The sequence below is a fragment of the Sebaldella termitidis ATCC 33386 genome (genome assembly GCF_000024405.1).
Taxonomy (GTDB): Bacteria; Fusobacteriota; Fusobacteriia; order Fusobacteriales; family Leptotrichiaceae; genus Sebaldella; species Sebaldella termitidis.
Genome location: NC_013517.1, coordinates 969,595 through 983,739 on the forward strand (window position 1 = coordinate 969,595; position 14,145 = coordinate 983,739).

At 33.3% G+C, this 14,145-nt stretch carries 18 protein-coding genes; all 18 read left to right on the forward strand.

What is annotated here, in order from left to right; translation table 11 throughout:
* The first annotated feature begins 80 nt into the window (after positions 1-80).
* The 18 genes from STERM_RS04525 (at position 81) to STERM_RS21100 (ending at position 14,140) form a co-directional block, all read left to right on the forward strand.
* Positions 81-632 carry a hypothetical protein gene (locus STERM_RS04525; protein ID WP_012860382.1) on the forward strand — a complete coding sequence of 184 codons (552 nt, stop codon included), beginning with the start codon at positions 81-83 and terminating at the stop codon, positions 630-632.
* A gap of 60 nt (positions 633-692) precedes the next feature.
* Positions 693-932 carry a hypothetical protein gene (locus tag STERM_RS04530; protein WP_041309804.1) on the forward strand — a complete coding sequence of 80 codons (240 nt, stop codon included), beginning with the start codon at positions 693-695 and terminating at the stop codon, positions 930-932.
* Between the two features lie 93 nt (positions 933-1,025).
* Positions 1,026-1,460, forward strand: a complete 435-nt coding sequence (locus STERM_RS04535) for a hypothetical protein (RefSeq protein ID WP_041309806.1) — start codon at positions 1,026-1,028, stop codon at positions 1,458-1,460.
* A 373-nt stretch (positions 1,461-1,833) separates the two neighbouring features.
* Positions 1,834-2,505 (forward strand): porin family protein, encoded by a 672-nt coding sequence (locus STERM_RS21095; protein ID WP_012860384.1) that lies wholly within the window; start codon positions 1,834-1,836, stop codon positions 2,503-2,505.
* Positions 2,506-3,435: 930 nt separating this feature from the next.
* A complete protein-coding gene (locus STERM_RS04545; protein ID WP_012860385.1) occupies positions 3,436-3,909 on the forward strand; it encodes a hypothetical protein in 474 nt (157 codons plus the stop codon).
* Positions 3,902-4,177: a hypothetical protein gene (locus STERM_RS04550; protein ID WP_012860386.1), complete on the forward strand. Its 276-nt coding sequence runs from the start codon at positions 3,902-3,904 to the stop codon at positions 4,175-4,177. Before STERM_RS04545 ends, STERM_RS04550 begins: the two co-directional genes overlap by 8 nt.
* Positions 4,177-5,607, forward strand: a complete 1,431-nt coding sequence (locus tag STERM_RS04555) for a phage tail sheath family protein (RefSeq protein WP_012860387.1) — start codon at positions 4,177-4,179, stop codon at positions 5,605-5,607. The genes STERM_RS04550 and STERM_RS04555 overlap by 1 nt, the downstream gene beginning before the upstream one ends.
* 12 nt (positions 5,608-5,619) lie before the next feature.
* A complete protein-coding gene (locus STERM_RS04560; protein WP_012860388.1) occupies positions 5,620-6,141 on the forward strand; it encodes a phage major tail tube protein in 522 nt (173 codons plus the stop codon).
* A 66-nt stretch (positions 6,142-6,207) separates the two neighbouring features.
* A complete protein-coding gene (locus tag STERM_RS04565) occupies positions 6,208-6,483 on the forward strand; it encodes a phage tail assembly protein (protein ID WP_012860389.1) in 276 nt (91 codons plus the stop codon).
* Positions 6,484-6,666: 183 nt separating this feature from the next.
* Entirely contained in the window at positions 6,667-8,550 is a 1,884-nt protein-coding gene (locus tag STERM_RS04570; protein WP_012860390.1) for a hypothetical protein, read from the forward strand.
* Positions 8,543-8,755, forward strand: a complete 213-nt coding sequence (locus STERM_RS04575) for a tail protein X (RefSeq protein ID WP_012860391.1) — start codon at positions 8,543-8,545, stop codon at positions 8,753-8,755. Before STERM_RS04570 ends, STERM_RS04575 begins: the two co-directional genes overlap by 8 nt.
* Positions 8,756-8,764: 9 nt before the next feature.
* Positions 8,765-9,853 (forward strand): phage late control D family protein, encoded by a 1,089-nt coding sequence (locus tag STERM_RS04580; protein WP_012860392.1) that lies wholly within the window; start codon positions 8,765-8,767, stop codon positions 9,851-9,853.
* The gene (locus STERM_RS04585; RefSeq protein WP_012860393.1) at positions 9,850-10,383 is read left to right on the forward strand and encodes a phage baseplate assembly protein V; all 534 of its coding nucleotides are present in this window, start codon (positions 9,850-9,852) and stop codon (positions 10,381-10,383) included. Before STERM_RS04580 ends, STERM_RS04585 begins: the two co-directional genes overlap by 4 nt.
* A gap of 20 nt (positions 10,384-10,403) precedes the next feature.
* Positions 10,404-10,904, forward strand: a complete 501-nt coding sequence (locus STERM_RS04590) for a phage tail protein (protein ID WP_012860394.1) — start codon at positions 10,404-10,406, stop codon at positions 10,902-10,904.
* Positions 10,897-11,214, forward strand: a complete 318-nt coding sequence (locus tag STERM_RS04595) for a hypothetical protein (protein ID WP_012860395.1) — start codon at positions 10,897-10,899, stop codon at positions 11,212-11,214. Before STERM_RS04590 ends, STERM_RS04595 begins: the two co-directional genes overlap by 8 nt.
* Positions 11,211-12,320: a baseplate assembly protein gene (locus STERM_RS04600; protein WP_012860396.1), complete on the forward strand. Its 1,110-nt coding sequence runs from the start codon at positions 11,211-11,213 to the stop codon at positions 12,318-12,320. Before STERM_RS04595 ends, STERM_RS04600 begins: the two co-directional genes overlap by 4 nt.
* Positions 12,317-12,958: a phage tail protein gene (locus tag STERM_RS04605; RefSeq protein ID WP_012860397.1), complete on the forward strand. Its 642-nt coding sequence runs from the start codon at positions 12,317-12,319 to the stop codon at positions 12,956-12,958. The genes STERM_RS04600 and STERM_RS04605 overlap by 4 nt, the downstream gene beginning before the upstream one ends.
* A 45-nt stretch (positions 12,959-13,003) precedes the next feature.
* Positions 13,004-14,140 carry a phage tail-collar fiber domain-containing protein gene (locus STERM_RS21100; RefSeq protein WP_012860398.1) on the forward strand — a complete coding sequence of 379 codons (1,137 nt, stop codon included), beginning with the start codon at positions 13,004-13,006 and terminating at the stop codon, positions 14,138-14,140.
* Positions 14,141-14,145: the final 5 nt, after the last annotated feature.

Consider the following 14,145-nt stretch of genomic DNA (forward strand, 5'->3'; position numbering starts at 1 on the left):
ACAATGATTTTGTTTCGGATATTCATTATTTTGTTTATTTCCAAAATAGAAAGGCACAGTAATAGAAAAGGAGGTAAGGGTTGAAAAAAATAGATTTGATATTAAATATTTTGATAAAGCTGATTCTTTTGGCAATCTTTGTTTTATTTAGCTTTTACAAGCTGAAAATAAATATTTTAGTTATTACAATGACCTTATTGGTATTCTCATTTATTAATTCGTTTATTATAAAAAATAAAAAAATCAGTATTGATGTAGAAATTTTTATTTTTCAGGCAGCTTCAGTTTTTTATCTTGAGCGCAGAGCAAATTTTAAATGGAGAGAGGTGCCGGAAAGGATATTTGATAACTATGGATATGTGAAAGTATTGTTTATATTAGTATTTATACTTACTTTTATATATTTATGTATTAGAAATGAAAATAAATTATTAAAAAAATATGTTTATAGTATATTTTTTATTTTAGTAATTATTGAAAATATTTTTGAAATTGGTATCATATATACAATTTCTCTTTTATTTTCAATACCAAGCACTGTTTTGTCTTATACAAGAATAGATATTGCTGTTATGGGAATAGTAATTTTTTTGTTTATTAAAAAAAGAAAAAAAATTCTTTTTAATTTATAATTTTGTAATTTTATGCTTATTTGTGAGATATATGACAGCTAATCTAGTATGGGGGATTTTATGAGTAATAATTTTGTAAAAAGACAGGGAAGGTTGTCAGATAATTTAGATTTACAAACATCAAACTGGGTTATAAAAACGAAAATTTTGGCTTCTGACAGTACTAATATCATATTGTATAATTTGAAAAAAGGCTTGGTACCCTCGATTTATTTTCAATTTACTTCTTCAAGATGTCTGGATTATTACATCAGAGCCGAAAATAGATCGCATTCAGAAAAATTTTTCTCTTTGATATAGTTATTTGGTTTACCTGATAAAAAATTACAGGATATAGCACGAAAAAATACTAATATAAATCAGGATTTTTTGTCTTTTTACGGTTGTGATGCAATGAGCAGAGGCAGCTTGTATGTTTACACAAACAAAATAAAAAATTATTTAATAAATAATGTCAGGTATGCAATTAGGAATAATGTACCAAAGGAACAAATTTTAAAGTTTTATACATATCAGGATATTCCGGAAATTATCAGGGATAAAAATTCAGTACCAGATAATGATTTTTACTTTGCAGTAGGTGACGGAAATTGTCTCTATGGTCAAGTACATACCTTAAATGAAAGAAAGAGAGAATTTCAGATTTTATATGTTTTATATGATGAATATAATTGGGATGACAATATTACTTATTTTTTAAAAGAAGATACTGGAAAGGGAGCATACAGACTTGTAGTAGAAACAGCAGCATTCAAAAAATTAGAAAAGGCAGGAATAGCAAAACCGTTTTTGCAATTTTTTATTGATACTTATACAGTTAGTTATTAAGATGAAGAATAGAAGCATACCAAAGTTTTGTTTTTAATATGATCCGATTTTTACTTTTAAAATGGAAGTAAGCCTGATTTTGGAGAATAATTTTTGATTTAGAAAATAATATATAAGAAATTGGTATGTCAAAATTTTCTCCTGTGTTTTGAATAAATTTGTAATGGAAAAATTATCATCATATAAAACATTATATTTGTTTAAATTACTGTTCTTTCAATTAATTTGTTTGGGTTTTACTGTGCGTTATTTGATTAATAGATATAAAGATAAGTATTGGAATATTATTGAAATAAATAATAATATAATTAACGTTGACATTAAAAAACAGGTGTGATATAATTTTTGAACAAATTATACGGAGGTAAAATTCATGAAAAAATTATTATTAGCTTTTAGCATTTTAGCATTAGGCAGTTTTTCTTTTGCAAATGAAAGAAGCGGGCCGCAGATTGAAGGAAGGGTAGGCTGGAGCTTTAACAAAAATTATGACAATGATTACGATACTGATTCAAAAGGAATGGAATTTGCAGAAGGCGGGGTAGAGTTTAGAAAAGCCGGAATAGGAAGTCTTGAAAATTTAGAATTAGGTGTCGGAGGTTCATTTATGTATGATAACGGAACAAGACATACAGTAAATGATTATTCGTCTATACCGCTTTACGGTGTGGTAAGATATAACATAATAAATATTAATGACAGTATTATGCCGTATGTAAAAGGTCATCTGGGTTATTCGATAAATTCTCTTTCAGATAATGTCTATAATTCACAGGGAGGACGTGTAGACGGGGATATGAAAGGCGGACTTTATTATGGTGTTGGTATAGGAGTAGAACTGTACGGATTTACTGTTGAATTGATGTATAGAGGAATTAATGCAGAGTTTAAACAGGATGATAAATATGATTACTATGATGGTGAAACAAAAGCTAATAAAACATCATTGGGACTAAGTATAGGGTATAATGTATCCTGTCTTATTAATCCTGCTGCATGCTACGAAAGTGCATTTAAGCAGCCTGATTATATTCTGGTAAAATAGAAAAAGTATATAAAAATAATAGAAAATAGCGGGCTGTATTAAAATTTAATTTTGGTACAGCTCGTTTTAATTATATAAAATGAGGTAATGGTCATTATTTAGGAAATTTATATAAAAGAAAAGCTTGAGAAAATTACTTGAGAAGAAGCTCAGGCAGGATTAACACTGGAAGAATTTATAATTTTGAATTCTAATTTGGATTTGTGAAGTAATATTTATCTGATAAAATTTTTAAAAGAGAAAAAAGTATGGAGAATTTACATAAAAAATTTTTTCAAAAAAAATCTTGACAAAAAGCAATGAATGTTGTATAATTAATCATAACAATAAATGAAGTACATAATTAAAGAAAAAAAGGTGTAAAAGAAAATTAATCAAAATATTTTGAAGTTAAGAGTTTTTAAAAAAGAAATGACAATAGGAATAAAAATATTTTTTTGATCCATATATTGCAATAAGGCAATGAAGTGAAAAACCTTACTCATTATAAATGACAATTAAACAGCCGGACGAATAGTTGGATTTACTATATGTAAATTCTTAACCGGCATGCGGCTCAAGCAGCCCTGGTATATAGAGATATATGCCGGGGTTTTTTTGTTTTAAAAATTCAGATATTTAGAAAAATTGAATTTAGTGCTTTGAAAGTTTTGTATATTTCAAAATTCATTATTTGAAAAAATATGCATAAAACCATATTCAGTAAGGATTAATACAAGACAGACAGCATTGTTTTGAAACTCAGGTTAAAATTTGTGGAAATAATAAATATATCAATCAGGGTACAAAAATCAGTTGTTTTTTAACTTATTCTCCGTAAAAACCAGGTACGGCATTGATATATTTATGTTTTCATAAATAAACGGAAAGGGGCTGATTTCATAATGAAGTAAATAATTTTCGCAATAATTTACAGAAAGGGTAAAAAATATGATTTTAGAAGTAGAGAATACTCTGTTTGACGCTTTACGGAATTTATTTAAGGAAAACGTTTTTGAAACAGAAAACGGAAGTAAAACTCCTGTTATTGCAAGAGCATATTCATCACTTGAGAATATAGACAAGGACAGTATAAGTTATCCCTGTATTCTGGTAAAGCTTGATGAAGATACACATCTTGTGACAAAGGAAAAAGAAGATAAAAGCCTGAAATATCATTTTTTTATCGCAACAGATATTTCCAATAAGGAAAAGTCCTATGAAGAAACAGTAAAAATGTACGAAATCATTAAAAGCACTGTTGTAAATAACGGACGAATAGGCAATGTCATTGCGGACAGAAGAAATATGAAAGGAACTTTATCGGAAAACGGTCAGAATCCGTTTATATGGATGGATATGAGTGTGCAAATCACTGATGCCGTTCTTACCACAAATTTAGAGGAGGAAAATTTTTATGATTGAAAATTTGCAGGAAACAGAAATCAAAATCGGCAGAGCCGGTAAAATGGTTTATATAGGCCCTAATATTGAGGGACTGTTAAGCGGTACAGTATTTGACTATATGCCTGAATTGGAAAATTACAAAGAATATGAAAGTATTGAAAAATTATTTATTCCATTGGAGTCTCTGAAGGAAGAAACTTTGAAGCTGAGAGAAAAATCAAATTATCTGCATTTTATCTATGATGAAATAGCAGAATCAAAAAAGAGAAAAGGGAGTGTTGATTAATGGCGTTAGAACATGGAATTTATACGAGAGAGATAGATACGGCAGGCTTTTCAATGGTTTCTGTTGATACAGCCATTCCGTTTATAGTGGGGACTGCCCCTATTAATATGAAAGATACAAAGAATGTAAATAATGTAGTATTCTGCAATAACCTTGCAGAATTTACAGAAGCATTCGGGTCATCGAATAATCTTATGGATTACACACTAGTACAGGCTGCGAAGGTATATTTTACACTTTATGGTGTAGGGCCGGTATTTATGGTAAATGTACTTGACCCGAAAAAGCATGCTTCTGCTGTAATAACTGAGGAAGTGGCAGTTACTGACAAGAAAGCTGTAATTGAAACAGAAGGGATACTGCAGAATACATTAAAAGTAACAAATAAAGCGAGTTCTGCAGAGCTTGTAAAAGGAACTGACTATTATGTTTCTTATGATGAAGACGGATATGTAGAAATTTATCTTGTAAATGAAGCAGATATAAAAGTGGAATACAAAAAGCTTGATCCTTCAAAGGTAACAAAAGAGGATATAATCGGCGGGGTTGATCCTGTGACTTATGACAGAAAAGGTCTGGAATTAATTCATGAGGCATTTGTAAAATACAGAAAAACTGTAGGTGTAGTAATGGCTCCGGGATATTCGCATCTTTCTGATGTAATTGCAGTAATGGAAACAAAGACAAAGAATATAAGCGGTGCTTTTCAGGCTCATGCGATTATTGATTGTCCTGCTGATAAAAAATACAAAGAAATTCCTGAGTGGAAAAACAGCCTGAACATCGTAGATGAAGATATAATAGGGACTTACGGACTTGTAAGACTTGGTGACGAGTATTATTACCAGTCGCTTCACTTAGGTGCCCTGATGGCTTCTGTGGATAATAAAGCAGGCGGAGTTCCTTCTGAATCACCGTCAAATAAAAACTATAAAATGGATGGATTATTTATAAAAACAGCTGATGGTTTTGAAAAAATAAATCTTGACCTTACACAGGCAAATTATCTGAATGAAAACGGTATTGTAACTGCATTAAACTTCGTAAACGGATGGACTTCATGGGGGAACTACAATACATGCTATCCTTCAAGAACAGATATAAAGGATTCTTATGTTCCTGTAAAAAGAATGTTCAAATGGGCTGCAAATACATTGATATTAAGTACATGGCAGTTTATAGACAGAAAATTTACAAATGTATTAAGAGATTCTATTAATATGACAGTGGAAGACTGGCTGAAAACATTAACAGGAAATCACCTGTATGATGCAAAGATAGAATTAAGAGAGGAAAGCAATTCTCTTACTGATATGCAGAAAGGTAAATTTACATGGCATATAGATTTTAGTCCGATTCTGCCGTTCCAGGCCGGAGTTTATGAATTGGAATATAACTTGAACGATATTACAAATTATTATTTTAAATAGGAGGAATAAAATATGAGTACAAATGTACCTGCAGCGATTAATGCTGCAAAAGTATACGTAGACGGAAGCAACGAAGTAACAGGAATAGCAGAGGTTACACTTCCTGAATTAAAATTTATGGTGGCTGAAATAGAGGGCTTTGATATAGCCGGTAAAATAGAAGAGCCTATAATAGGGTCTACAGATGTAATGGATCTTGTAATGAAATTTTCAGCTATAAACGGGGATATTTCAAATATAAATGATCAGCAGGCACATACATTTCATTTGAGAGCAGCTCAGCAGCATATTGATTCTGCTACGGGAAATGCCGTTTTAAAAGGTCTTAAAGTAGATATAAAAGGAAAAGTAAAGGAATTCAAAGGCGGAACCGTAAAAGCCGGAGAAAAAACTGAAACTGAAATAGTTATTTCTTGTCTTGCATATAAAGTAACTTTGGACGGAAAAGAGATCATAAATATAGATAAATTAGGATTTAAGAGCAGTATAAACGGTGTGGATCAGGCTAAGAGATTCCAGAGTCTGTTAAGCTAGAGTTGCCTTATTTATATTTAAAATTTAGTCAGATAAAACATAATTAAAATCAGGAGGATAATATATATGGAAATTAAATTGGAAAAAGCATATGACATTAACGGGGAAATGACAGATACTATCGAGCTGGATTTTGATAAGCTCACAGGAAGACAGCTTATACAGCTGGAAAAAGAATTTAAGAAGGAAAACAAAGGGGAGTTAATATTAGTGGCGAATAATGCTTTTGCAGCTAAGGTAGCAGCTTTTTGTGCGGGAGTGAAGGAAGATGATATTCTTGATTTTTCCGGGAAAGACTTTACTACAGTAACAACAGAGGTAACCGTTTTTTTGAATTCATAAAGCCGTTTGATCCGTTAAATTACACCTATTCAGATATATTATCCAAACAAATAGCAAGAATTGTAGTCAGGGGAAATAATAATCTTCAAATGAATCTGAATTACGAGGACTTAAACAATTCCAGCGTATTTGATCTGATTAAATATGTGGACTTAATATCTGAATTGGAAAAGGAGGTGAAGAATGGCTGAAAAAATCACAGGGAATGATGAATTAAAACGGCAAAGGGAAGAATATGAAAAAATAATTTCTAAGTTGAATTCTGAAAAAAAAGCTTATGAACAAGTGTATAAAAAGTTGGAAAATATAGAAAAAAATATAAAACTAATAGAAAATATTCCTAAATCAATTTTTATTAAGGCTGAAGCAGAACTAGCTATACAAGATAAAAAGAGTGCTAAAAAGTCTAATCAAGGTAAAGAAGATAAAACGCCTATGTCGTATATTATTCAGGAAGTGACTATGAAATTTGCAGAAACTATACCGCAAATGGGGGCTGTACAGGCAACATCAATGAATTTAGAAATATATTTAGCTACAATTTGTAGTTTATTACAAATGAATAATGCTAATAATGTTGCTTGGAATTCACTTAATAATGTTATGTTAAGTAGTATTCACAGTGCTCTATTGGTGAATAATTCTGAACTGGTTTCTTTACGTGATGAGCTTAGTAAATGCAATGAAAACTCTGGAAAAATGCTTGTAGAGAATAAAACAAGATCTGAAGAAGCAGAACAAAAATCAACTGTAGATGTACTGGGAAATTTTTTGGATGTATTTGCTACAACATCAAGATATTTTGTTACACTAGATAAGAGCAAAAATCCATTTTTAATAAAAGTAGCTGTAGTAGCAACGGTCGCAGATGCAGGCTTTAAAACTGGAAAAATAGTAACTGAAACTTCTCTTTTTAAGAAAATATTTAAAACAACAGCAGTACAATATAACCCAGAATTAGGAGATAACTTTAGAAATAAACTTGTTCCTCTAGGAGAAATAAAAAATCCTAATACAGCAATAACTGTTTCGTCACCATCAGGTTTTGAACTATATAATTCTAACGTGGAGAAGGGAACAACAAATAATCAGTCAGCTAAAAGTCTAGAAAAATTAAAAAAACTTGAAGAAGGCATAGCAAAATCAAATATGGATAACAGGTTAAATGAAACAACAGTAAATATGCAACCAAACGCAGCTTTTAATCCCTCAACTAACACACCTGATCCCTCCCAAGGTACAGGAATCGAAGAAAAACTAGCTTTAATGCAGGCATCATCAACAGAAAACATGAATGCCTTAGCATTACTCTGGGATACTTATCTGCAGAAAGTAAGCCAAGTCTACGATATGATTCTGCTGACAATAAGCATGAAACATATGTTAATGACAATGAACACATTGTTAACAATACTAAATCTATACCTGACATGGATGACTTTACCGCCGATGCTCGAAGGAGTATGGCAGCAGATATTATCTGGTGCAGATATATTTTTATCAAACCTGAAATCAAAATTTACTGCGGCAATATCTGAAATAAAGCAGAAAATGTTGGAATTGTCTTCAGTTAGCATAAATCCGCCGTCTTCTGGAGGCGGAGCACCCGGACACAAATATACAGGTACAGGTTTCTGGAAAGGTGGATTAACATATGTAGGAGAAAGAGGGCGTGAATTAATCCAGTATCCTACAGGAGAACGTTTTATGGCAGAAGCAAAGATGCTTATGAATCTGCCGAAAGGTACCAAAATATTCAGAAATTCCATGACAGAAAGAATAATGAATAATGGATTTTCCGGAAATAATATGATGACAGCAGATGAAAACAATCAGTTAAAGAAATTAGGTGGATTTAATGGTTTATCAGATTATACCGATTCTAAATTTGGCGGAGGCATTAATTATTCAAGTGTTAAAGCCGATAATATCACAGTTAATATAACAAATACATATGGAAATCAGTCACCGGCACAAATAAAAGATACAAACAATGATTTGGTCAGAAAAATAAATGAAGTATTATTTCAGAAGGAAGACAGGAAAAGGAGGGTAAGTATTGGATAAGAAACTGGATGTGTATTATACGAAAGAAGGAGATACATGGGATAAAATTGCTTATAACGTTTATAATGACGAACTTCTGTATATCGATCTTATGCTGGCAAATGTTCTGCTTATTGATATAGCAGTATTTGATGCAAATATTCCCGTGATATGCCCTGACATAAAACCGACAAACAATGCAAACCTGCCGCCTTGGAAGCAATAGGAGGAGTATATGGAATCAAGGGAAACACTGCTTGTTATTACTTATAACGGCAAGGATATAAGTACAGATATTCAGCCGTATATTCAGTCATTCAGCTATCATGACAATTCCAAGCTTGAAATCGATGATATAGATTTATCTCTGGAAAATATTGATAAAAGATGGTTTGGAGAAGAATGGTTTCCTGAAGACGGTGACAGTATAACAGCATCTATTGTAAAAAGAAGATGGGATGACGAGCTCATAGAAGAGACGCTTCCCTGTGGAAAATTTTATGTAGACCAGATTGATTTTTATCCGGGCTCTGTGAGCATAAAAGCTCTTGCCATACCTTCTGCGGGAAATCTGACTAAACAGGAAAACAGCAAAGGCTGGGAAAAAATTTCTCTTAAGAATATAGCAATGGATATTTGTAATAAACATAGCATGAAGCTTGAATTTTATTCTGAAAAAGATGAGACTTTTGAAAGGATAGATCAGGATAAAGAAACAGATCTGGCATTTTTGACTCGGATATGCACAGATCAGGGGCTAAATCTAAAAGCTACGGAAAACAAAGTTGTTGTATTTGATAAAGAAGAATTTTATGAAAAGGAAGCAGTCATATCAGTATCTAGTTTAGATACTGATATGATAATAGATTATAAATTTTCTCATACTACTAAAGAAATTTATGACAAAGTAGAAGTCAGTTATTATGATCCTGAGAAGAAAAAGCTGGTGAGGGAAACTTATACCAAAGACGAGCTTGAAGAAAAGAGAAATAAAGAAAGAGAAGCTGAGAAAAAAAAGGAAAGTTCAAAAGCTTCGCAAAGAGGTCAGAGTAAAAATCAGAAAAGCAGCAAAGGTTCAGGTCCTACAAAAAAGATAAACGGAACCGGCGGAAGCAAAAAAGCCAAAGCCGCAATGGACGAAAAAAATAAAGAAAAAGAAACGGCAAGTATGACACTCCGCGGGAATTTCAGTCTTTTGGCAGGACAAAATGTAGAACTTACAGATTTCGGGAAATTCAGCGGAAAATATGCCATAGAAAAATCAACTCACAGTTTGAGCGGAGCTTATACGACAGATATTGAATTAAAGAGGATAAAAGAATGAATATAGAAGATATTATCAGAGTGGGAAATGTAGACAGCATAAATGCCCAGAACGGCACTGTAAGAGTAAGATTTCCCGACAGAGACGATAAGGTGTCAAAGGAGCTTAAGGTAATTTATCATAAGACACATCAGGATAAATCATATTTTATACCTGAAATCAATGAGATAGTATTATGTGTATTTCTGCCCGGCACTCAGGAGGAAGGCTTTGTTTTGGGAGCTTTTTATAATCAGGAGGATACTGTGCCTGTTTCTGACCCGAATAAAGCTGCCTGGTATTTTTCAGACGGAGGAATAATAGAATATGACAGGGCAGCAGGAAATCTGCTTATAAATGCCATAAGCAAAGTAGAAATAAAAGCGCCTGAAGTGGAAATAACAGCGGGAAATATTACTCTGAACGGAAATGTAAAAGTTTCTGAAAATCTGGAAGTTTCAGGCTCTTCAAAATTAAAAGACGTAAAAGCAGAAAGTGTGGATGCATCAGGCGGTGTAAAGAAAGGCGGGGCACTGTATATTCATCCGTAATAAGCGAAAGGAGGTAACATATGCAGATTGGATCTTTTGGAGATGTTATATTTCGTGTAGAAGAAGAAAATATACTGACAATAAAGGCAATGAGCAGGGAGAAAAAATCCAGATGGGAAGAAGCCCAGATACTAAACGATTTGTCATTTTTGGAATTCCGCGGAAGGGATCTGACGACAGTCAGTCTGGATATACAGCTAATAGAAACTTCCAAAATGAAAATAGTAGATACGCTTAATACATTAAATAATATGCTGGAAAACGGCGAGAATCACGAACTGATTCTCGGAAATACACTGATAGGGGAATTTCCGTTTGTACTGGAGAGCATGTCGGAAAAATTTGAAAAACATCAGGAGCAGTTTCAGCATGTAGAGTTATCAATAACCTTGAAAGAATATAGGGACAATCAGAAAAGCTTGAAACAGATAAGGGAAGAAAGAAATAAAAAACAGAATACCGAACAGGTTTCTGAAGGAACAATAATGGCTGAACAGACTGAGGTGAGCAGAAATGTATGAGTTAAGCAACGAAGATTTCAAAGTAAACTATATGCCTGACACGATCATTGAAGAAATTCTTCAGAACGGAAGAACAATTCTCGGTACTTTTTCAGGAACAGTTCCTTTGATGCGTGAATTTGCACAGGATTTTTCACTAATAGATCAGAATTCAATAGCAGTTTCCAATATTCTGTTATCCAGATTAATACCTTTATTTAAGAAATATGAGCCAAGAATAAGACTTAAGAGTCTTGATATAGATATGAACAGAAAAACAGGAATAACAGGAACATTTTATATAAAGTGTTATGTGGAGGTGATTGCGTGAATAATGAAGATTTTGACTTTATTGATACTACGGCAAAAGATAATGAAACGGCAGCAGTAAATAAATATGCGGAGTTAACAGGCGTTCAGCTGACAGAAGCTGATCCGAGAAGAATTATATTTAAATCCGTGTCATATATGCTGGCACTGGCTCAGGAAGTAATGAATGATACTGCAAAACAGAATTTTCTAAGATTTGCAAGAGACAACAGGCTTGATGCAAAAGGGGAGCTGTATGGAACCCGCGGGAAAAGACTGGATTCCGAGCCTGCAAGAACAACACTGCAGTTTGAGATAAGTGCTCCCCAGCAGAGTGATGTGGTTATACCTCTTGGAACAAAGACTACAGTTAATAAGCTGATATTCAAAACTGAGGAAGAGGGGCGTATAAAAAAAGGCGAAACTACAGTAGATGTTCAGGCTGTATGTACTGAAAACGGCGAGACAGGAAACGGGTTTCTGCCGGGGCAGATAGATAAAATAGTTGATGTTTTTCCGTATTATAAATCTGTAAAGAACATTACCGAAAGTAAAGGCGGAACAACTGTGGAAGCTGATGATCAGTACAGGGAAAGACTTATGGCCGTACCTGAAAGCTTTTCGGTGGCCGGTCCGTCAGGGGCTTATGAATTCTGGGCGAAATCAACAAGCCCTCTAATAACTAATGTAAGGGCAATATCTCCGACACCGGGCTGTGTGGATATTTATATCTGGACAAAATATGGAGAGCCTACGGTAGAGCTCATACATCAGGTTCAGGAGAAGGTCAGCGATGCAGAAGTAAGACCGCTTACAGATCTGGTAACTGTAAAGGTTCCTGAAAAGGTTTATTATTCTGTTGATCTTGAGTATTATATTGATAAAGAAAATGAACTTTATGCAGATGAAATAGAAAAAAATGTAAGAAGTATGGTTGCCGAGTGGGTAAGCTGGCAGCAGGAAAAGCTGGGAAGAGATATAAATACTGATGAACTGATTTATCGTCTGAAAAAAATAGGAGTAAAAAGAGTAAAAATCTTAAGTCCGGTATTTACAAAAATAGACGAGCATGAAGTTGCTATCATAGAAAGTGATGCAAATATTGTAAATAAAGGAACAGAAATATGAAGCGGATATATGATGTAAGTTTATTTGATTTTATACCGTTTAATTTTAAAGGTGATAAGGAAACAGAATATATAATAGAAACAATCGATTATCTGCTGAGAGAAAGATTTATAAAGCAGATACCCGAGGTTATACTGCTGGACAGGGTAGAACAGCTGGAGGACTGGAAGGTAAACGAGCTTTTTGCAGAATTTCATGTGGACTATTATAACAAAAATGTTTCTATAGAACAGAAAAGAGAACTTATCAAAACTTCCCTTCTTACTCACAGAACAAAAGGGACTCCGTTTGCTCTTAAGATCATTACGGATATTCTTTTCAAGAACGGAAAGGTCATGGAATGGTTTGATTATGACGGAGACCCCTATAAATTCAAAATAAGCACACAAAGCGACCTGAAAAATCAGGATGATTATGATCAGACAATTCAGGCAATAGAGATTTATAAAAATGCCCGTTCATGGCTGGAAAGTATTATTTTTAACAGGACAGACGATATGGAGCTTTTTGAGGCACATTTATCGCAGAAGAAAGTAAAGACTGTTCTGAATATGATAGAGCTTGAATTTCCTGTGGAAAATACAAAAAATCATACAGGGATTGCAACATTTGAGCACAGGAAAATGGAGATAAGGTAATTAATTTATAAATCTGAAAATAAATTTTTGGAAAAAGGAGGAAAAATGGCAGAATTCAGCGGATTTATCCTTACCAATAAGGGAAGGGAATTACTGGCAAAAGCAGTGGCAGGAGAAACTCTGACATTTACAAAAATCAGTTTTGGAGACGGACTCTATGAAGGGGATAAAAAAGAGATACAGGAATTGGCAGGTCTGAGAAATGTATTTTTTATTAATCAGATAAAGAAAACAGGTGTCGGGCAGGTTTCTTTGAGAGCTGTTATTACCAACAGGGCAGTGGAAACGGGTTATCATATAAAGGAAATAGGAATATATGCTGTCTGCGGGAATGAGGAGGAGGTTCTTTATGCTTATAATACAGCTGTGGAAGCAGATTATCTTCCGCCGTTTAACGGGAATAACCTTATAGAGCTTGAGTATCAGAATTATATTGTAATTGATCAGGCTGAAAAGGTGACGGCTATTATAGATCCTAGTGCTACTTATTTGACTAAGGAGGAGGCAGAGGAGATTTATGTTCCGCAGACGCAGGTGGCAGATGAAAAAAAATCTGGGATAGTTAACTTGGCTAAAATCAGAAAAGAGATTGGATATTTAGCACATGCACAATATGATGGTATATTTGGATCGGATTTGAAAAAAATAGTAAACGGAAAAAGTTATTTATATATAGATGATAATGGAGACGGCTACATTTATAAAGCTAAACAGAATAACGCAAATACAGCAGGGTTTTTAACTCCCACAGATGAAAATTTTGTAAACATAAGTAATAACATCTTAAATGAGAGAGTTAATAATATTGAATACAGAATTTCAAAATATGGACAGATAGCAAACTGGAGTCAGGGCGGACGTTATATAGATTCAAATTATGAGGTTATAAAAGCAGATTCAAAAGATGAATTTCATATCAGAGTAAAAGAGTGGGGCATATATATGTTTAGTGCGAAGGCTTTCGTTTATATGAATGCAAATTCAAGAGCAAATATAGCTGTTTATAATGATAATGCATTAGCAGGAGATACAAGAAATGGAATTATGACTGCTGGAACAGAGATGTTGACATTGCCAGTAGTAACAAATGCAGTAGCAGCAGGGAAAACAATAAGATTCTTAACTACAGGGCAAACAAGCATAGGCTCTGAATGGGGTTATTATATAACACGATTAGTGTAAGAGGA